A 20,024-nucleotide genomic window follows, 5' to 3' on the forward strand; every position below is an offset into this window, starting at 1 on the left:
CTGACCACCGGCTCGCGGACGAACACCCGACCTTCTCGCGGAAGCACGGAAACTCGACATCGCCATGCCTGCACCTGTAGATGGGGACAATTCAGGAAAGGTTCCGGTTCGGACCGGCCACGATCAGCCACCCGGGAACCGGGGGCTGCGGGATCGGCTGTCCGACCGGGTGCCCGAGGGCGTGCGCCGCGTGCTGCGCGGCCCCCGCCCCGAAGCCGTCCCGTCGGTGGTCGGCACCGCCTGCACCCTCGTCGGACTGATCGACGTCGCCGCCGGAGTCGTCCCCCGCTTCCGGCACAGCCGCGCGCACGCGCTCGTCGAGGTGCTCCCCGGCACCACCGGACCGCTCGCCGCCGCCCTCTCGCTCAGCGTGGGAGTCCTCCTGCTGCTGCTCGCGCACGGCCTCAAGCGCCGCAAGCGGCGGGCCTGGCGGGCCGCGGTGGTGCTGCTGCCCGTCGGTGCCGTCGTGCAGTTCGCGTACCGCAACTCCGTCGTCGGGGTGCTGGTCTCCCTGCTGGTGCTGGCCCTGCTGCTGCGCCACCGCGCGCAGTTCGCCGCGCTGCCCGACCCGCGCAGCCGATGGCGGGCACTCGCCAACTTCGTCCTGATGGGCGCCGGCTCGATCGGCCTCGGACTGGTCGTCGTCAGCGCGCACCCGGACAACGAGATCGGGGACCCCGGCCTCGTCGACCGCCTGGAGCACACCCTGTACGGGCTCTTCGGCGTCGAAGGCCCCGTCGACTACGCCGGCAGCGACGCCTGGACCGTCGGGTACTCCCTCGGGGCGCTCGGGTTGCTGACCGCCGTGACCACCACGTACCTCGCCTTCCGCCCCGAGCACCCCACCGCGCTGCTCACCGAGGACGACGAGCGGCGGCTGCGCGAACTCCTCGCGCTGCACGGCCAGCGCGACTCCCTCGGCCACTTCGCGCTCCGCCGCGACAAGGGCGTGGTCTTCTCGCCCAGCGGGAAGGCGGCGGTCTGCTACCGGGTCGTCTCCGGAGTGATGCTGGCCAGCGGCGACCCGATCGGGGACGTCGAGGCGTGGCCCGGCGCCATCGAGCGCTTCATGGACGAGGCGCGGGCGCACTCCTGGACGCCGGCCGTGATGGGCTGCTCGGAGACCGGCGGCCAGGTGTGGACCCGGGAGACCGGACTGGACGCACTGGAACTCGGCGACGAGGCGGTGGTCGACGTCGCGGACTTCTCGCTCTCCGGGCGCTCGATGCGCAACGTCCGCCAGATGGTCAAGCGCATCGAGCGCAACGGCTACACCACCCGCGTACGGCGCGTCCGCGACCTGTCGGCCGAGGAACTGGCCCAGGTCAGGCGCGCCGCGGCGGATTGGCGGGGCACGGACACCGAGCGCGGATTCTCCATGGCCCTGGGGCGGATCGGGGATCCGGCGGACGGGGACGCGGTGATCGCCACCGCGCACAAGGACGACACCGCGGACGCGGACGCGACGGCCCCCGACGGACCCGGGGAGGCCGGCGCGAAGCCGTACGGGGACCTGAAGGCGATCATCCACTTCGTGCCGTGGGGCGACGACGGCATGTCCCTGGAGCTGATGCGCCGCGACCGCTCGGCCGACCCCGGCATGAACGAACTGCTGATCGTGGCCGCGCTCCGGGCGGCCCCCGACCTCAAGATCACCCGGGTCTCGCTCAACTTCGCGATGTTCCGGGCGGCCCTGGCCCGCGGCGAGAAGATCGGCGCGGGACCGGTGCTACGGATGTGGCGGGGGTTGCTGGTGTTTCTGTCCCGCTGGTTCCAGATCGAGTCGCTGTACAAGTTCAACGCCAAGTTCCAGCCACGCTGGGAGCCCCGGTTCGTCGTCTTCCGCACCACCCGGGACCTGCCGCGCATAGGCTTCGCAGCCATGCGGGCGGAGGGCTTCGTCACCCTCGGACTGCCCCGCCCGTTCGCCGCCCGCCGCGCCCCGCGCCCGGCGCGTCCCTGCACCCACGCGATCTCCGGGCCCCCGCGCACCCCGTCCCGGGTGAGCCGCGCGGCATGAGCCGTGCCGCCGGAGCGGAGCCGTACCGTCCGCGCGGTGCCGTACGGGTCGTACGGGCGTACGGCGCCGGGCGCACCGCACGAGGCCGGCCATCCCCGGCCCCGGCCCCCGATCGCGTGCCGCGGGCGCGGGCCTACGCTGGGCGTATGAGTACGTTGCATGGGTTGCCGGAGTGGGGCCGCTGCGCGGTCATGGGAGTCGTCAACGTGACGCCGGACTCCTTCTCCGACGGCGGGCGCTGGTTCGACACCGCCGCCGCCGTCAAGCGCGGCATCGACCTCGTCGCCGACGGCGCCGACCTCGTCGACGTCGGCGGGGAGTCCACCCGGCCCGGCGCCAGCCGGGTCGACGAGGACGAGGAGTTGCGCCGGGTCGTCCCGGTCGTGCGCGGGCTCGCGGCGGAAGGCATCACGGTCTCCGTCGACACCATGCGCGCCAGCGTCGCCGAGCGCGCCCTCGCCGCCGGCGCCGTCCTCGTCAACGACGTCAGCGGCGGACTCGCGGACCCGGCGATGGTGCCCGCGGTCGCCGCCGCCGACGCCCCCTTCGTCGTCATGCACTGGCGCGGCTTCAGCCACGACATGAACGACCGGGCCGTGTACGCGAACGTGGTCACCGAGGTCGTCGACGAGCTGCGGGCCCGGATGGACGCCGTCGTCGCCGGCGGCGTCGCGCCCGAGCGGATCGTGCTCGACCCCGGCCTCGGCTTCGCCAAGGACGCCGAGCACGACCTCGCGCTCGTCGCCCACCTGGGGGACCTCAACGCGCTCGGCCGCCCGCTGCTCGTCGCCGCCTCCCGCAAACGCTTCCTCGGCCACGTGCTCGCACAGGACGCCAAGGACGGCCGGCCCCCGCGCGCGCGGGAGCGGGACGCGGCGACGGCCGCGGTGTCCGCGATCGCGGCGCACGAGGGCGCGTGGGCCGTACGCGTGCACGAGGTGCGGGCCACGGCCGACGCCGTACGGATCGCCCACGCCGTCGAGGCCGCCCGGTGAGCCGTTCCCGCTACGACGGCGACGACGACCAGCCCGGCGACGAAGAACTCGACCCCGTCGAAGCCGCGGCCCGCGCCGAGGTCGAGGCGGCGAACACGGCGTACTACGAAGCCATGGAGCGCGGCGACACCGTCGCGATGGCCGAGCTGTGGCTGCCCGCCGACGACGTCTCCTGCGTGCACCCCGGCTGGCCCGTGCTCCAGAGCCGCGGCGAGGTGCTGCGCTCCTACGCCGTGATCATGGAGCACACCGAGTACATCCAGTTCTTCCTCACCGACGTGCGCGCCAGCGTCGCCGCCGACACGGCGGTGGTGACCTGCACGGAGAACATCCTCAGCGGTGGCCCCGCGGAGGAGGCCGGCGAGCTGGGCCCGCTGGTGGGACAGCACGTCGTCGCGACGAACGTGTTCCGCCGCACGGCCGCGGGCTGGCAGCTCTGGTCGCACCACGGCTCCCCCGTGCTCGCGGAGGGGTACGCGGAAGAAGACGGTTTGGGCGGCGCCGACGGTGCGGACGGCGAGCGGGGCGGCGGTCCGGGGGCCGCCGGCGGCCCCGCGGACGGCCGCGGCCCGGGAGGGGGACCGGGAAGGGGACCGGGGGGCTTCACCCCGTGACCGCGGCCCCCGGCCCCCAGGACGACCCGTCCGTGAGGGCTGTCGGTGGTCGCAGGTAGATTCGAAGAGGGCAAGGAAGCCGTTGTGACACGGTCAGGTGCCCGTTCCGCCCGTCAGACTTTCGGACATCAGGAGTGATTCGCGTGGATCGTGTCGCGCTGCGCGGCCTCAAGGCCCGCGGGCACCACGGCGTCTTCCCCAGGGAACGGGAGGAGGGCCAGACCTTCATCGTGGATCTGGAGCTCGGACTCGACACCCGCCCCGCGGCTGCGGACGACGACCTGGCGAAGACCGTGCACTACGGCATCGTGGCGGAGGAGGTCGTCGCGATCGTCGAGGGCGAGCCCGTCGACCTGATCGAGACGCTGGCGGAGCGGATCGCCCAACAGTGCCTGAAGCACGACGGGGTGGAGCAGGTCCAGGTGGTCGTCCACAAGCCGGACGCACCGATCACCGTCCCGTTCGACGATGTGACCATCACGATCACGCGGAGCAGGGTATGAGCGATCCCACAGTGCAGCCGGTGCCCACGTCCGTGGTCGAGCAGGTCGACGCGGCCGACGTCACCCTCTCCAACCCCCGGCGGGCCGTCCTCTCCCTCGGCTCCAACCTGGGCAACCGCCTCGACACGCTCCAGGGCGCCGTCGACGCGCTGGAGGACACCCCCGGCCTCCGGGTCACGGCCGTCTCCCCGGTGTACGAGACCGAGCCCTGGGGCGTCGAGCCCGGCTCCCAGCCGACGTACTTCAACGCCGTGATCACGGTGAAGACGACCCTGCCGCCCGGCTCCCTGCTGGAGCGCGGCCAGGCCATCGAGGAGGCGTACGACCGGGTGCGGGACGAGCGATGGGGCCCGCGCACCATCGACGTCGACATCGTGGCGTACGCGGACGTGGTCTCCGACGACCCCGCGCTCACGCTGCCGCACCCGCGGGCCCACGAGCGCGCGTTCGTCCTCGTGCCCTGGCACGACATCGACCCGGAAGCGCAGCTTCCGGGCCGCGGGGCGGTCGCCGGGCTGCTGGCCGCGATCGGTCGGGAGGGCGTGGAGCCACGGCCCGACTTGGAACTGCGCCTGCCGGAGTAGTCGTTAGGCTGCTGACGGCGGTGTCGACGACAGTGGAAGGACGTGTGCTCCCGGTGAAGCAGCTACGCCTCGCGGTGCTGGCCGGTCTCTTCGTCGGGACGGGGGTGCTGTCCTGGGCCGCGGCGCGCTTGTGGGACGCCTTCGGGACGCTGCCGGCGGTGCCGCTCGCGGCGCCGATCGTGCTCGCCGTCATCGCGGTGATCCTCATGGCGACGGCGCTCTCCCTGCGCTCCCGGCTGAAGGCCCAGCGCGAGCGGCGGCCCGGCGCGAAGGGCGTGGAGCCGCTGATGGCTGCCCGAGCGCTGGTGTTCGGCCAGGCGAGCGCGCTGGTCGCGGCGCTGGTGAGCGGGGGGTACGGCGGCGTCGGCGTGTTCCTGCTCGGCTCGCTGGACATCCCGGCCCGCCGGGACCAGGCGATCTACGCGGGGTTCTCGGTGCTGGCGGGGGTGGCGGTGATCGCGGCGGCGCTCTTCTTGGAGCGGGTGTGCCGGCTTCCGGAGGACGGCGACGACGCGGGCGGCGGCGCGACGGGCGGCGCGGGCGGCCCAGGCCGCGCCCACGCCTAGCCGCCTGCGGCTGGCCCACCCGAAGCAACCTCCCCCACGCAGCGGCCTGTGGCCCCCTGTAGCGCGCCCCGACACACCCGCCATGGCCTTCCCGGCACATTGGCCTCTGCGACCCGGTGGTGGGCTTGTCGCGCAGTTCCGCCCTATGCCCAGGGACCTGGGGGGGGACCCCAGCGCCCCAGACACCCCCATCTGCCCCTGCGGGCCCATTGGTCTCTACCGGCCCGGTGTGTGGTTGTTCGCGCAGTTCCCCGCGCCCCCAAACTCCCTGGCCCCTGCCGGCAGGCAAGTGACGGGAGCAGCGAAACAGGGGCGCGGGGAACTGCGCGACAAGCCCACCACCGGGCCGCAGAGGCCAACGCTCCCGGCAGGGCAACGGCGGGCACGCCCGCACGGCAACGGCAACGGCAACGGCAACCAACCGCAGCGCTCCCGCAGCGGCAGCGCATCCGCAGCGCAACGGCGGGCAGTCAGCCCCCAGCTCACCCGCAGGGGCAACGTCAGGGGCGCGGGCCGGACGGTCAGCGCGCCATGATGAGACTCATCGCCTCGTTGCGGGTCGCGGGGTGCCGCAACTGCCCCCGCACCGCAGAGGTGATCGTCTTCGCGCCAGGCTTCCGCACACCCCGCATCGTCATGCACATGTGCTCGCACTCCACCACCACGATCACCCCCCGCGGCTCCAGGATCTCCATCAGCGAGTCCGCGATCTGCGTCGTCAGACGCTCCTGCACCTGCGGGCGGCGGGCGTAGACGTCGACGAGGCGGGCCAGCTTCGACAGGCCGGTGATCTTCCCGTCCGAGGACGGGATGTACCCCACGTGCGCGACCCCCACGAACGGCACCAGGTGGTGCTCGCAGGAGCTCATCACCTCGATGTCCTTGACCAGCACCATCTCGTCGTGGCCCAGGTCGAACGTGGTCGTCAGCACGTCCTCGGGCCGCTGCCAGAGCCCGGAGAAGATCTCCCGGTACGCCCTGGCCACCCGCGCCGGCGTCTCCCGCAGGCCCTCGCGGTCCGGGTCCTCACCGACCGCGATGAGCAGCTCGCGGATCGCGTCCTCCGCGCGCTTCTCGTCGAACTCGCCGATCGAGCCCTCGCCGTCCAGCGTCACCGGGTCGGTCATCTGTGCCTCGTTCCTCTTTGCTGCGCGCGGTCGTCCGAATGCGGTCGTCCGGATGCAGTCATACGAATGCCGCGTCCCCCCAGGCTAAAACCTGGGGGGACGCGGCAGCCATCCCGTTAGGGGTGTGACGCAGGAGACACCGTCAGGTGGTCTCCGGGCGCTCCTCCGGTGCGACCTCGATGCCGGGGACGGGGGTGTCCGTCGGCGTGCCGTTCGCTCCCACGGCGCCGTTCGTCAGGGCCAGCTCCTTGGGGGAGAGGACCGGCGGACGGGTCGAGGGGGTGCGGCGGGCGGAGCCGGTCCACGCGGGGCGGGCCGGGCGCTTGACGATGGGGGCGAAGATCTCGGCGATCTCCTCCTTGCCCAGCGTCTCCCGCTCCAGGAGCTGGAGGACGAGGTTGTCCAGGACGTCGCGGTTCTCGACGAGGATCTCCCACGCTTCGTTGTGCGCGGTCTCGATGAGCTTCTTGACCTCCTCGTCGACGAGCGCGGCGACTTCCTCCGAGTAGTCCCGCTGGTGCGCCATCTCCCGGCCCAGGAAGGGCTCGGTGTTGTCGCCGCCGAACTTGATCGCGCCCAGGCGCTCCGTCATGCCGTACTGCGTGACCATCGCGCGGGCCGTGGCGGTGGCCTTCTCGATGTCGTTCGCAGCGCCGGTGGTCGGGTCGTGGAAGACCAGCTCCTCGGCGGCACGACCGCCGAGCATGTACGCGAGCTGGTCCAGCATCTCGTTGCGCGTGGTGGAGTACTTGTCCTCGTCGGGCAGGACCATGGTGTAGCCGAGGGCCCGGCCGCGGGACAGGATCGTGATCTTGTGGACCGGGTCGGAGTTCGGCGAAGCCGCCGCGACCAGGGCGTGACCGCCCTCGTGGTACGCGGTGATCTTCTTCTCCTTGTCCGACATGATCCGGGTCCGCTTCTGCGGGCCCGCGACCACCCGGTCGATCGCCTCGTCCAGCGAGTGGTTGTCGATGAGCTTCTTGTCGCTGCGCGCGGTGAGCAGCGCGGCTTCGTTCAGCACGTTCGACAGGTCGGCGCCGGTGAAGCCGGGCGTGCGCCGGGCGACGGCGCCCAGGTCGACGTCCGGGGCGACCGGCTTGCCCTTCTGGTGGACCTTGAGGATCTCCAGCCGGCCCTGCATGTCGGGACGGTCGACCGCGATCTGGCGGTCGAAGCGGCCGGGACGCAGCAGCGCGGGGTCGAGGATGTCGGGGCGGTTGGTCGCCGCGATCAGGATGACGCCGCCCTTCACGTCGAAGCCGTCCATCTCCACCAGGAGCTGGTTCAGCGTCTGCTCGCGCTCGTCGTGGCCGCCGCCGAGGCCCGCGCCGCGGTGCCGGCCGACGGCGTCGATCTCGTCGACGAAGACGATCGCGGGAGCGTTCGCCTTGGCCTGCTCGAAGAGGTCACGGACCCGGGAGGCACCGACACCCACGAACATCTCGACGAAGTCGGAGCCGGAGATCGAGTAGAACGGGACGCCCGCCTCGCCCGCGACGGCGCGCGCGAGCAGCGTCTTGCCCGTACCGGGCGGGCCGTACAGCAGCACGCCCTTGGGGATCTTGGCGCCGACGGCCTGGAACTTGGCCGGCTCCTGGAGGAACTCCTTGATCTCGTGGAGTTCCTCGACGGCCTCGTCCGACCCCGCCACGTCGGCGAAGGTGGTCTTCGGGGTGTCCTTGGTGATCAGCTTGGCCTTGGACTTCCCGAAGTTCATCACTCGGGAGCCGCCGCCCTGCATCTGGTTCATCAGGAACAGGAAGACCAGCACGATCAGCACGAACGGCAGCAGCGAGAGCAGGATCGACAGGAACGGGCTCTGCTTGGAGGGCGAGACCGTGTAGCCCTTCTCGATGTCGCCGGCCTCGAACTTCTGCTGCAGCTTGTCGGCGAGGTCGGCGCCCTGGCTGCCGATGTAGCTCGCCTGGATCTTGGAGCTGCCCTTGATCTTCTGGCCGTCCTTGAGCTCGACCTTGATGATCTGGTCGTCGCCGGTGGTCAGCTTGACTTGTTCGGCCTGGTTCTTGTCGATCGCCTGAATGACCTGGCCGGTGTCCACCGTCTTGTAGCCGCCCGAGGAGCCGACGACCTGCATCACCACGACCACGGCAAGGACGGCCAGCACGATCCACATGACAGGCCCACGGAAGTATCGCTTCACGTCCATCCATACGGGGCGGATTCGCCCCGTTCCTCCTGCCCGTAGGTAAATGCTGCTGTGAGAAAAGACTGTTCTTCGGACGGTACCTCAGCTCGACAACCGTGACCGAACGGTACGGTCGACAAACCTGTCCTCCCATGCATCAACGGGGGGAGGGCCCGCTTGGTTCCCCGCCTCGAACCCGGGTCGCCCCCGGCGGGGTCAGCCGCCGTAGACGTGCGGCGCGAGCGTCCCCACGAAGGGGAGGTTGCGGTACTTCTCCGCGTAGTCCAGGCCGTAGCCGACGACGAACTCGTTCGGGATGTCGAAGCCGATCCACTTCACGTCGATCGAGACCTTTGCGGCATCCGGCTTACGCAGCAGGGTGCACACCTCGATGGACGCCGGCTCGCGCGACCCCAGGTTGGACAGCAGCCAGGACAGGGTCAGTCCGGAGTCGATGATGTCCTCGACGATCAGGACGTGCCGGCCCTTGATGTCGGTGTCCAGGTCCTTGAGGATCCGCACGACGCCGGAGGACTGGGTGCCCGCGCCGTACGACGAGACGGCCATCCAGTCCATCGTGACGGGGTTGGACAGGGCGCGCGCCAGGTCCGCCATCACCATGACGGCACCCTTGAGGACCCCGACGAGCAGCAGGTCCTTGCCCGCGTACTCCGCGTCGATCTTCGCGGCCAGCTCCGCCAGCTTCGCGTCGATCTCTTCCTTGGTGATGAGCACCGACTCAAGGTCGGTGCCCATGTCCTTCTCGTTCACGCGGTCGCTTTCTCTCGCCGGGGGCCCGGGTCAGGCTTGCCGAATGACAAGTCTGCCACTCTGCCGCCGCGCCTCGACGCGGCCCGGCAGATTGATGGCTCCCTGGCCGCGCCAGCCGGTGATCAGCCGGTCGACCTCCTCGACGTGGCGGGCGAAGAGCGACCCGGCGGGCGAGCCGGCGTCGATCACGGCCCGTCGCAGCACGCGGCGGCGCACCGCGGGCGGCAGCGCGTGGAGCTTGGCGCACTCCAGCTCCCCGGATTCGTCGCGTACGGCGGCGTCCGCGTCGGCGGCCCAGGCGTCGAGGGCGTCGGCGTCGTCCCGGGAGAGCTGTGCCGTGCGCGCCAGGGCCTCCACGACGCCCTTGCCCAGCGCCTTCTCCAGGGCGGGCAGGCCCTCGTGGCGCAGTCGGGAGCGGGTGTACGCGGGGTCGGCGTTGTGCGGGTCGTCCCATACGGGCAGTGCCTGGACCATGCACGCCTTGCGGGCGGTCTGCCGGTCGATCTCCAGGAAGGGGCGGCGGTAGCGGCGGTGGGCGCCGGAGACGGCGGCCATGCCGGACAGCGAGCGGATCCCGGAGCCGCGGGCGAGCCCCAGCAGCACGGTCTCGGCCTGGTCGTCGCGGGTGTGGCCGAGCAGGACGGCGACGGCGCCGTGCCGTTCGGCGGCGGCGTCGAGCGCGGCGTAGCGGGCGTCGCGGGCCGCGGCCTCGGGTCCGCCGTCGCGGCCGACGCTCACGGAGACGGCCTCGACGGGGTCGAGCCCCATCGCGGCGAGCCGGCCGGCGACCTCGGCGGCGCGCAGGTCGGAGCCGTCCTGGAGGCCGTGGTCGACGGTGATGCCGCCGGCGCGGACGTTGAGTTTGGGGGCCTCGAAGGCGAGGGCCGAGGCGAGGGCCATGGAGTCGGCGCCGCCGGAGCAGGCGACGAGGACGAGGGGGACTCGCGCGGTGTGGTGGCCGCCGGTGTGGCGCGCGGCGGAGGGGATGAAGGCGGTGGCGGGGCGGGGCGGGGCGGGGGCGGCGCTGGTGGCGCTCGCGGCGTTCGCGTCGCGGAGTCGGGCGGCGGGGGCGGTCCGGCCCGGGCGCACTGCCCGTTCGGGGAGGCCGGCCTCGGGGCGGCCGGCGGGTACTGCCGGTTGTCCGGTCTGCGCGGCGGAGGCCGCGTGGTCGGCGAGTTCGGCGTACTCGGTCAGGAGGTCGTTCAGGACGCGGCGGACCGCCAGGCGTATCGCCGCAACCGAAGGATGGGGACCCATGTCGGTGCCCTTCGTGGAGAGGTTCTTTTAGTGGCCTCTGCGTGGCTCGGGCGTCGTCACTCAGAGTGCGTCGATGGTGACAGAAGCGAGCCGTTCCCCGAGCATTGCACGCCTATCCCGACGCCTACGGTCCCTCGGACGGGTGATGCTGTGCCGTCCAGGGGGGCGCCTCCCGCCCACCTGGACGGCGTACGCCCCCCGAATGCTCACGGTTCCGCCCTGCGGTGCACCCGCGCCACCCAGTCCGCCGGTTTGGCGATCTCCGCCTTGGTGGGGAGGGTGTTCGGGGACGTCCAGACGCGGTTGAAGCCGTCCATGCCGACCTCCTCGACGACGGCGCGCACGAAGCGCTCGCCGTCGCGGTACTGCCGCAGCTTGGCGTCCAGGCCCAGCAGCTTGCGCAGCGCCAGGTCCAGTCTGCTCGCGCCGCGGGCCCGGCGCTGCTGGAACTTCTCCCGGATCTCGGTGACGGACGGTACGACGGCGGGGCCGACGCCGTCCATGACGAAGTCCGCGTGGCCCTCCAGGAGGGACATCACGGCGGTGAGCCGGCCCAGGATCTCGCGCTGTGCGGGCGTCTGCACCAGTTCGACGAGGGAATTGCCGCTCTCGTTCTCCTCGCCCTCCGGGCGGGCCCCGGACAGCGACTGGGCGGCCTCGCGCAGCCGCTCCAGGACGGTCATGGGGTCGACCTCGGTCTGGTCGAGGAACTCCTGGATCTCGCCTTCGAGGTGGTCCCGCAGCCACGGCACTCCGGTGAACTGGGTGCGGTGGGTCTCCTCGTGGAGGCTGACCCAGAGGCGGAAGTCGTGCGGGTCGACGTCCAGCTCGCGCTCGACGTGGACGATGTTGGGCGCGACGAGCAGCAGGCGTCCGCCGCCGTTGCCGGCGGGCAGCTCGCGGGTGGGCGGGGCGAAGGTCTCGTACTGGCCGAGCACGCGCGAGGCGAGGAACGACAGCAGCATGCCGAGTTCGACGCCGGTCACCTTGCCGCCGACGGCGCCGAGGACGGCGCCGGTGGGGCCGCCGGGGCGGCGGTCCTGCATCTTCTCCAGCAGCGGCTTGAGCAGCTGGCGGAAGCCGGCGACGTTCGCGCGGATCCAGCCGGCGCGGTCCACGACGAGGACGGGGGTGTCCTCGGGTTCGTGCCCGTCGGGGATCATCCGGGTGAAGCCCCGGACGTGCTCCTCGGACGCCTTGGCGTGCCGCCGCAGCTCGGCGACGACCGCGCGGGCCTCGTCCTTGCTCACGTCGGGGCCGGGCCGCACGAAGCGGGTCGCGGTCGCGACGGCGAGGTTCCAGTCGACCATCTCGGCTCCACCGATGCTCGTCATGCGTCAACGGTACGTGGTGCCCGCGTGCAGCGGGTGACCTCGCCCCTCGGGCCTGGACGCATCCGCCGTTTCCCCGCGGGAGCGTTGCCCCCTGCGACCTGGTGGTGAGCTTGTCGCGCAGTTCCCCGCGCTTGGCCCCGGGCTCCCTGACGTACCCGCCGTAGCCCTGCGGGCCCGTTGGTCTCCACCGGCCGGTGGTGGGTTGCCCGCGCAGTTCCCCGCGCCCCTGAAACCCCCGTCCGTCTGCAGACCGTGCATGGTTCTCGCTCCCCCAGACACCCCCGTCTGCCCCTGCGGGCCCATTGATCTCCACCGGCCGGTGGTGGGTTGCCCGCGCAGTTCCCCGCGCCCCTGAAACCCTCTGCCCCGCAGGTGGGTGACAAGGTGAGCGAAACAGAGGCGCTGGGGCCCCCATGCCCTCTGGGCATAGGGGGCGGAACTGCGCGAACAACCCTCCGCGGCCCGCAGACGAACAGGGGGTTAGGGGCGCGGGGAACTGCGCGACAAGCCCACCACCGGCCGGTGGAGACCGACGCTCCGCAGGGGTACGGCGGGCATGTCAGGGGTGCTGGGGGTCCCCCAGGCCCCCTGCGACCCGGTGGGGCAGCGCTCTCGCGAGGAAGTGGCGGCTACGTCGTCAAGGACGTCGCCAGGGCGTCGAGGGCGCGTTGGGCTTCCGTGGGGGAAGGGGTTTCCGACGCCAGGAAGGCGAAGGCGAGGACCCGACCGGTGGGGGTGACCGCCGTGCCCGAGAGGGCGTTCACGCCCGTCAGCGTGCCCGTCTTCGCGCGCACGACGCCCGTCGCGGGGGAATCGCCGCCCCGGTACCGGGACTCCAGCGTGCCGGTGAAGCCGGCGACCGGCAGTCCGGTGAGGACGGGGCGCAGGCCCGGGCGGGCGGGTTCCGCGGCGCGGGTGAGGAGGGACGTGAGCAGGCGCGCGGTGACCCTGCCCGCGCGGTCCAGCCCGCTGCCGTCCGCGAAGTGCGCGCCGGCCAGCGGGACCTTCAGCACGGCGAGTTGCTTCTGCACCGCCCGCCCCGCGCCCGCGAAGCTCGCCTCCTCGCCCAGGGCGACCGCGGTGTGCCGGGCGAGCGACTCTGCGATGTCGTTGTCGCTGTTGGTCAGCATGCGCTCGACGACCGCGGACAGCGGCGCGGACAGCACCGTGGTGAGCGGCTTCGCGCCGGCGGGCGGGCGCTCGTGCGCCGGCGCGCCCTCGACCCGTACGCCCCTGTCCCGCAGCAGCGCGGCGAACGCGCCGGCCGCCTCGCCCGCGGGGTCCGCGACGCGCTCCGCGGAGCCGGTGGACTTCGGGTCGACCCGGCCCTGGTCGACCATGAGCGGGGTGACCTTGGCGATGTTGCCGTTCACTCCGATGGGGTGGAGGTCGGGCCCGCGGTAGCGGGAGGTGTCGTAGCCCAGGCGCACCGAGGTGACCTTGCGGGATCGCAGGTCGGACGCGGTGCGGTCGGCGAGGGTGCCCAGCCGGGCGCGGTCGAGCGTGGCGTCGCCGCCGCCGACGAGGGTGAGGGTGCGGGCGTCCTCGGAGGCGACGACGGTGGTGGGGACGCGGTGGTACGGGCCGAGCGCGGAGAGCGCCGCCGCCGCGGTGGCGATCTTGACGGTGGAGGCGGGGACCACGGAGCGGGTCGCCTCCGCGCCGTACAACTCCCGCCCGGTCGCCACGTCCACGACGGACGCGGCGGGCAGCTTCCCGAGGCCGGGGGCGCGCAGCAGCGGGTCGAGTGCGCGGGCGAGGGTGTCGGGCGCGCCGCCGCCGACCTCGCCCCGGCCGGCCGCGTCGTCCGGAGCCGTACCCAGCGCGGAGAGCACTGCGGGGGCGCTCGGCGCCGGCGCGGGCCCCCGGTCGGCTCCCCCGCGCCGGCCGGCGGGCTCGCCCCGGTCGGCGTCCGCGGCCCAGGTGCGTTCGGCGGAGCGCTGTCCGGAGTCCCACGGGCCGGCCGCGGTGACGGCGCCGGCGGCGAGGGCCAGACCCAGGACGGCGGCACCCGCCGTGAGCTGCCAGGTTCCGAGCTGTCGCACCCGGCACCAGCCCCTTTCGCGATCACACACGTGCGTGAGGGACACTTAATCACCAGAACTGCGTCTTGCCGCGAGCATGGCACCCCGATCGGAGGCGATTGCCCACCGCCCGGGGGTCCGGGGTACCCCAGATAGCCACGGTGGGACACAGCTCGGCACAGCATGACCCTGACGTACCTGCCGTATGTGTTGATCTTGGAGGAGCCACCCGTGGAGTTCGACGTCACCATCGAGATCCCGAAGGGGTCGCGGAACAAGTACGAGGTGGACCACGAGACTGGTCGGATCCGTCTGGACCGTCGACTCTTCACCTCGACCAGCTACCCGGCCGACTACGGCTTCGTCGAGAACACCCTGGGCGAGGACGGCGACCCGCTGGACGCCCTGGTCATTCTGGACGAGCCGACCTTCCCCGGCTGCCTGATCAAGTGCCGTGCCATCGGCATGTTCCGGATGACGGACGAGGCGGGCGGCGACGACAAGCTGCTCTGCGTTCCGGCGTCGGACCCGCGCGTGGAGCACCTGCGCGACATCCACCACGTCTCGGAGTTCGACCGCCTGGAGATCCAGCACTTCTTCGAGGTCTACAAGGACCTGGAGCCCGGCAAGTCCGTCGAGGGTGCGGACTGGGTCGGCCGCACCGAGGCGGAGGCCGAGATCGAGGCGTCCTACAAGCGCTTCGAGGCGCACGGCAGCCACTGAGGCTTCACGCCTTCGCACCGTGCTGCGGGCGGGACACCCACCGGGTGTCCCGCCCGCAGTGCGTTCCGGCCGCAGTACGTTCCGGCCGCAGTGCGTTCCGGCCGCCGCGCGTTCGCAGTGCGTTCCGGCCGGCTTCCTCCGCCGTAGGTGTTCCGCGGGCGCCCTCGGGGCAGACGCGGACACGAAGTCGTACGCACGCGCGTCGCCGCACATACTGATCGAGTCACCAATCTGATGGGACACCGACAACAAGACGGCAGAGGAGCGAGCAGGAGATGGTGGCGGAGGAAGGGCCCGAGGAGCCCGAGCCGCAGGACGCGAAGCCCCGCTCGGACGAGGCACGCAGCGGATACGAGCTGCGCCCGTCCGGCCCGCGCCCCGACGTGCCCGCGGACGAGCACCCCTCCTCCGAGTTCGCCGTCCCCGACGGCATCGCACCGCCCGACGCCGTCGAGGAGGACCAGTCGACGTCGGAGTTCGCCGTCCCCGACGGCGTCGCCGAGCCGGCCCCTCCGGAGCAGGAGGGCTCCGCCTTCGCCACTCCGTCGACCTACCGGGCCCGCGAGTCGCCGGTCGCCTTCACCCCCGCCGAGGGCCTGCCGCAGATCAAGCTGACCAAGGACGCGCCCTGGCAGGACCGGATGCGCACGATGCTGCGCATGCCGGTCGGCGAGCGGCCCGTGCCGGAGGTCGTGCAGCGGCACGACGACACCGGCCCGGCCGTGCCGCGCGTGCTGGACCTGACCCTGCGCATCGGCGAGCTGCTGCTCGCGGGCGGCGAGGGCGCCGAGGACGTGGAGGCCGCGATGTTCGCGATCTCCCGCTCGTACGGCCTGGACCGCTGCGAGCCGACGGTCACCTTCACACTGCTGTCGATCACGTACCAGCCGTCCCTGGTGGACGACCCGGTGACGGCCAACCGGACCGTGCGCCGCCGGGGCACCGACTACACCCGACTGGCCGCGGTGTTCCGGCTGGTGCACGACATCAGCTCGCCGGAGACCGAGATCACGCTGGAGGAGGCGTACCGCAGGCTCGCGGAGATCCGACGCAATCGGCACCCCTTCCCCACCTGGGCGCTGACCGTCGCGGGCGGGCTGCTCGCCGGCTCCGCTTCCGTACTGGTCGGCGGTGACTACCTGGTGTTCCTGGCCGCGGCGATCGGGGCGATGGCCGGCGACCGGCTGGCGTGGCTGTGCGCCGGCCGCGGACTGCCGGAGTTCTACCAGTTCGTGGCGGCGGCGATGCCGCCCGCGGCCATGGGCGTGGGGCTGTCGCTGTCCCCGCTGGACGTGCGCGCCTCCGCCGTCATCACCGGTGGCCTGTTCGCGCTGATCCCCGGGCGGGCGCTGGTCGCCGGCGTGCAGGACGGCCTCACCGGCTTCTACATCACCGCCGCCGCCCGGCTGCTGGAAGTGGGCTATCTGGTCGTCGGGATCGTCACCGGCGTGCTGAGCGTGCTCTACCTGGGGATCGCGCTGGGCGCTGCGCTGACGCCGGAGACCGCGCTGCACACCGTGGAGCGCCCGGAGGTGCAGTTGCTTGCGGCGATGGGGCTCTCGCTCTGCTTCGCCGTACTGCTCCAGCAGGACCGGGACACGGTGCTGCTGGTCACCTTGAACGGCGGCATCGGCTGGTCGGTGTACGGGGCGCTGGCGCTCACCGCGGACATCCCGGCGGTGGCGGCGACGGCGGTCGCGGCCGGGCTTGTGGGCCTGTTCGGGCAGATGCTGGCGCGGGCGCAGCACCGGTCGGCCCTGCCGTACATCACGGCCGCGATCGGCCCGCTGCTGCCCGGTAGCGCCACGTACTTCGCGCTGCTGTCGATCTCCCGGGGCGAGCTGAACGCCGGTCTGGCGTCGCTGTCTAAGGCGGCGGCGCTGGCGCTGGCGATCGCGATCGGGGTGAACCTGGGGAGCGAGCTGTCCCGGCTGTTCCTGCGGGTGCCGCCGGTCGTGGGCGGGCTGCCGGGGCCGGCGCTGCGGCGCAAGGCGGCGAAGCGCACCCGCGGCTTCTGACCCGGCGACCGGGCGACCTGGCAACCCGAACGGCGAAGGAGCCGCGTCCACACGGGACGCGGCTCCTTCGCCGTTGCGTACGTCAATCGGTTCAGCCGGCGGGGCTCAGCGCTTGGCGTGCCGCCCGCGCGGGTCCTGCCCGTCGGCCGCCGCGGACCCGGCGTCGAGCTGCGCCGCCGCCCGCCCCTCGTCCGGATGTCCCGGGTGTTCCGGGTGTCCCGGGTGTTCCGGAAGCCCCTGGAGCGCCGCGCCCGGCCCGTCGCCCCCGCCGCCGTCCGTGCGCCCCTGCTGCTTCTTCGCCTGCGAACGGGCCCGCAGCAGCTCGATCACGATCGGCAGCACCGAGAGCAGCACGATCAGGATCAGGATCGCCTCGATGTTCTTGTGGACGAACTCCACGTTCCCGAGGGCCGCGCCCAGCAGGGTGACGCCCGCGCCCCACAGGACGCCGCCGACGATGTTGTACGTGATGAACGAGCGGTAGTTCATCCGGCTGACCCCGGCGATGATCGGGGTGAACGTCCGCACGATGGGCACGAAGCGCGCCAGCACCAGCGACTTGGGCCCGTACTTCTCGAAGAAGACGTGCGCCTTCTCCACGTTCTCCTGCTTGAAGAACCGGGAGTCCGGCTTCTTGAAGAGCGCGGGCCCGACCTTGCGCCCGAACAGGTAGCCGACCTGGTCGCCCGCGATCGCCGCCAGGACGATCAGCACGCACACCGCCCACAGGGGCAGGGTGTCCAGCTTGCCGCTGGTCACCAGCAGGCCGGTGGTGAAGAGCAGCGAGTCACCCGGCAGGAAGAAGCCGATGAGGAGGCCGGACTCGGCGAAGACGATGACCAGGACGCCGATCAGGCCGAAGGTGCCGATCAGATGGTCCGGGTCGAGCCAGCTCGGTCCGAGCGCAAGGGTAGTCACGAGGTCCGGGCTCCTGTGAGAGGTGGGAACGGACGGAGTCGAACGGCCTGCGGTCGAGGGGGCGGTGCGGTCGACCGGCCGTCTTCCAAAGCTATCAACGCATCGGCGCCGAGCCGGGTCTTCCCGCCCTCCGCCGGCCGCGCTGTGACGGCACTGGTACGTACGGACGACGCGTGTGGACGCTTACGGACGGGCACGGACGCGCGGCGCTCGCGTTGCGGGGTGCTGCGGCCCGTACGAGCCTGGGCACACGGCGACGGGCGCGGCCCGGCCCCACCCCGGCACGGACGCGGAAGGCGGCGACGGCGAATGCCACTCCACAAGGGCGCGGACCCCACGGACCGGGACGAACCGCGCGAGCGCGAGCGGCGCAGGCTGTCGATGAACCCCTTCTACGGGGAGGCCAACCCGGTCAGCGGAATGCAGGAGGCGCCGCCCACGCAACGGCTGCCGGACGGGCCGCTGCCGCCGATGACCGCGTACCAGCTCGTCCACGACGAACTGCTGCTCGACGGCAACTCACGGCTGAACCTCGCCACCTTCGTCACCACCTGGATGGAGCCCCAGGCGGGCGTCCTGATGGGCGAATGCCGCGACAAGAACATGATCGACAAGGACGAGTACCCGCGTACGGCCGAGTTGGAGCGCCGCTGCGTGGCGATGCTCGCGGACCTGTGGCACGCGCCGGCCCCGGCCGCCGCGGTGGGCTGTTCGACCACCGGATCGAGTGAGGCGTGCATGCTGGCCGGCATGGCGCTCAAGCGCCGCTGGGCGAAGCGGAACCCCGATCGCTATCCGGCGACCGCCCGTCCCAATCTCGTCATGGGCATCAACGTGCAGGTCTGTTGGGACAAGTTCTGCAACTTCTGGGAAGTGGAACCTCGGCTGGTGCCCATGGAGGGCGACCGTTTCCACCTCGATCCGCAGGCCGCGGCGGACCTGTGCGACGAGAACACCATCGGCGTCGTCGCCGTGCTCGGCTCCACCTTCGACGGGTCGTACGAGCCGGTCGCCGAGGTGTGCGCGGCGCTGGACGCGCTCCAGGAGCGCACGGGACTGGACGTCCCGGTGCACGTCGACGGCGCTTCGGGGGCGATGGTCGCACCCTTCCTCGACGAGGACCTGATGTGGGACTTCCGGCTGCCCCGCGTCTCGTCGATCAACACGTCCGGGCACAAGTACGGCCTGGTGTACCCGGGGGTGGGGTGGGCGCTGTGGCGGTCGGCGGCCGAGTTGCCGGACGAGCTGGTCTTCCGGGTGAACTACCTGGGCGGCGACCTGCCGACGTTCGCCCTCAACTTCTCCCGGCCGGGCGCGCAGGTCGTCGCGCAGTACTACACGTTCCTGCGGCTGGGGCGGGACGGCTACCGGGCGGTGCAGCAGTCGGCGCGGGACATCGCGACGGGCCTGGCACGGAAGTTCGGGGAGTACGACGACTTCCGGCTGTTGACGAAGGGGGACGAGCTGCCGGTGTTCGCGGTGACGACGGCGCCGGACGTGCGGGCGTTCGACGTCTTCGACGTGTCGCGGCGGCTGCGGGAGCAGGGCTGGCTGGTGCCGGCGTACACCTTCCCTAAGAACCGCGAGGACCTGGCCGTGCTGCGGCTGGTGTGCCGCAACGGCTTCTCCGCGGACCTCGCGGAGCTGCTGGTGGAGGACCTGGACCGGCTGCTGCCGGAGCTGCGGCGGCAGTCGGGCCCGCTGACGGACGACGCGACGAAGGCGACGGCCTTCCACCACTGAGCCGTACGGGCTACGGGCTACGGGCTACGGGTCAGGGTGCCCGTCACTCCTCAGGGCCGTCCTCGGGGGTGCCCGCCGCCACCAGTTCCGTCAACCAGCGGTCGAATCCGACGGGTCCGCCGTCCCGCTCCAGCGGGAGGATGGTCCCGCCGATCTTCCGGGCGTCGAGCCACATGGTGCCCCGTTCCGCTCCGGTGACCACCAGCAGCGTCGCCAGTCCGTACCCCTCGTCCCTGAGCACCACCGCGCCGGCCGTCCGCCGGTGCTCGAACGCCTCGGTCTCGGCGTCGGCGCCGGCGTCGGCGCCAGTCTCGGCCGGATTCGGGTAGGTGTCGGGGTGCGGGAAGTCGACGTCCAGCAGCCCGTACCGGGTCTTGTCGGCGTCGTCCCAGCGCCAGCGGCCCGCGGTGCGCTCCAGTGCGTTGACGGGGCCCACGGGCAGGGGGTGGAGCAGGTACGCGCGGTACTCGGCGGGGAAGGTGACGCCGTGCTCCGCCTCGGCCGCCCGGACCTCGTCCTCGGTGAGCAGGCGTTGGGGCTTGCGGTCGCGCCGCTTGCGGGGCTCGTCCTTCTCGTCGTCGCCCTCGAACAGGTCCAGCCACTCGACGAGTTCGACGGCCCCGCGGCCGACCCATCCGGCGGCCCGTACGACCGCCCCCACCAGCTCTTCCACGCTCTCGG

The 20,024-nt window shown here is 72.3% G+C and carries 17 protein-coding genes; 9 read left to right on the forward strand and 8 right to left on the reverse strand.

The window, feature by feature from the left end:
- Positions 1-64: 64 nt before the first annotated feature.
- The 6 genes from ABZ842_RS00285 (at position 65) to ABZ842_RS00310 (ending at position 5,282) form a co-directional block, all read left to right on the forward strand.
- Positions 65-2,020 carry a phosphatidylglycerol lysyltransferase domain-containing protein gene (locus ABZ842_RS00285; RefSeq protein WP_361529065.1) on the forward strand — a complete coding sequence of 652 codons (1,956 nt, stop codon included), beginning with the start codon at positions 65-67 and terminating at the stop codon, positions 2,018-2,020.
- A 146-nt stretch (positions 2,021-2,166) separates the two neighbouring features.
- A complete protein-coding gene (gene folP / locus ABZ842_RS00290; protein WP_361529068.1) occupies positions 2,167-3,015 on the forward strand; it encodes a dihydropteroate synthase in 849 nt (282 codons plus the stop codon).
- Complete coding sequence (locus tag ABZ842_RS00295; protein ID WP_361529071.1) at positions 3,012-3,629, forward strand: nuclear transport factor 2 family protein; 618 nt, start codon at positions 3,012-3,014, stop codon at positions 3,627-3,629. Before folP ends, ABZ842_RS00295 begins: the two co-directional genes overlap by 4 nt.
- Before the next feature lie 143 nt (positions 3,630-3,772).
- Positions 3,773-4,132: a dihydroneopterin aldolase gene (gene folB / locus ABZ842_RS00300; RefSeq protein WP_361529074.1), complete on the forward strand. Its 360-nt coding sequence runs from the start codon at positions 3,773-3,775 to the stop codon at positions 4,130-4,132.
- Positions 4,129-4,716, forward strand: a complete 588-nt coding sequence (folK, locus tag ABZ842_RS00305) for a 2-amino-4-hydroxy-6-hydroxymethyldihydropteridine diphosphokinase (RefSeq protein ID WP_361529077.1) — start codon at positions 4,129-4,131, stop codon at positions 4,714-4,716. Before folB ends, folK begins: the two co-directional genes overlap by 4 nt.
- A 53-nt stretch (positions 4,717-4,769) precedes the next feature.
- The gene (locus tag ABZ842_RS00310) at positions 4,770-5,282 is read left to right on the forward strand and encodes a DUF3180 domain-containing protein (RefSeq protein WP_361529080.1); all 513 of its coding nucleotides are present in this window, start codon (positions 4,770-4,772) and stop codon (positions 5,280-5,282) included.
- Positions 5,283-5,803: 521 nt separating this feature from the next.
- On the opposite strand, the gene folE is transcribed toward ABZ842_RS00310, so the two are convergent.
- From folE to dacB, 6 genes are all read right to left on the reverse strand, one after another.
- Entirely contained in the window at positions 5,804-6,409 is a 606-nt protein-coding gene (folE, locus tag ABZ842_RS00315) for a GTP cyclohydrolase I FolE (protein WP_361529083.1), read from the reverse strand.
- Positions 6,410-6,551: 142 nt separating this feature from the next.
- Positions 6,552-8,576 carry an ATP-dependent zinc metalloprotease FtsH gene (ftsH, locus tag ABZ842_RS00320; protein ID WP_361529086.1) on the reverse strand — a complete coding sequence of 675 codons (2,025 nt, stop codon included), beginning with the start codon at positions 8,574-8,576 and terminating at the stop codon, positions 6,552-6,554.
- A gap of 195 nt (positions 8,577-8,771) precedes the next feature.
- Positions 8,772-9,311, reverse strand: coding sequence for a hypoxanthine phosphoribosyltransferase (gene hpt / locus ABZ842_RS00325; RefSeq protein WP_361529939.1), 540 nt, complete (start codon positions 9,309-9,311; stop codon positions 8,772-8,774).
- Between the two features lie 45 nt (positions 9,312-9,356).
- Positions 9,357-10,583: a tRNA lysidine(34) synthetase TilS gene (gene tilS / locus ABZ842_RS00330; protein ID WP_361529089.1), complete on the reverse strand. Its 1,227-nt coding sequence runs from the start codon at positions 10,581-10,583 to the stop codon at positions 9,357-9,359.
- 206 nt (positions 10,584-10,789) lie between these two features.
- Positions 10,790-11,917: a zinc-dependent metalloprotease gene (locus ABZ842_RS00335; protein WP_361529092.1), complete on the reverse strand. Its 1,128-nt coding sequence runs from the start codon at positions 11,915-11,917 to the stop codon at positions 10,790-10,792.
- 629 nt (positions 11,918-12,546) lie between these two features.
- Positions 12,547-13,962: a D-alanyl-D-alanine carboxypeptidase/D-alanyl-D-alanine-endopeptidase gene (gene dacB, locus ABZ842_RS00340; protein ID WP_361529095.1), complete on the reverse strand. Its 1,416-nt coding sequence runs from the start codon at positions 13,960-13,962 to the stop codon at positions 12,547-12,549.
- A 210-nt stretch (positions 13,963-14,172) separates the two neighbouring features.
- Between dacB and ABZ842_RS00345 the strand changes: the two genes are divergently transcribed.
- The gene (locus ABZ842_RS00345) at positions 14,173-14,664 is read left to right on the forward strand and encodes an inorganic diphosphatase (protein WP_361529942.1); all 492 of its coding nucleotides are present in this window, start codon (positions 14,173-14,175) and stop codon (positions 14,662-14,664) included.
- Positions 14,665-14,939: 275 nt separating this feature from the next.
- Positions 14,940-16,682 (forward strand): threonine/serine exporter family protein, encoded by a 1,743-nt coding sequence (locus tag ABZ842_RS00350; protein WP_361529098.1) that lies wholly within the window; start codon positions 14,940-14,942, stop codon positions 16,680-16,682.
- A 105-nt stretch (positions 16,683-16,787) separates the two neighbouring features.
- On the opposite strand, the gene ABZ842_RS00355 is transcribed toward ABZ842_RS00350, so the two are convergent.
- Entirely contained in the window at positions 16,788-17,600 is an 813-nt protein-coding gene (locus ABZ842_RS00355; protein ID WP_361529101.1) for a DedA family protein, read from the reverse strand.
- A 309-nt stretch (positions 17,601-17,909) separates the two neighbouring features.
- Here ABZ842_RS00355 and ABZ842_RS00360 point away from each other — a divergent pair, with 309 nt between their 5' ends.
- A complete protein-coding gene (locus ABZ842_RS00360; RefSeq protein ID WP_361529104.1) occupies positions 17,910-19,343 on the forward strand; it encodes a glutamate decarboxylase in 1,434 nt (477 codons plus the stop codon).
- Positions 19,344-19,386: 43 nt separating this feature from the next.
- Here the strand turns inward: ABZ842_RS00360 and ABZ842_RS00365 are convergent, their stop codons facing one another.
- Entirely contained in the window at positions 19,387-20,016 is a 630-nt protein-coding gene (locus ABZ842_RS00365) for an SMI1/KNR4 family protein (RefSeq protein ID WP_361529107.1), read from the reverse strand.
- Positions 20,017-20,024 lie beyond the last annotated feature (8 nt).

Origin of the sequence: Streptomyces sp. NPDC047315 (assembly GCF_040643215.1) — a bacterium.
Classification (GTDB): domain Bacteria; phylum Actinomycetota; class Actinomycetes; order Streptomycetales; family Streptomycetaceae; genus Streptomyces.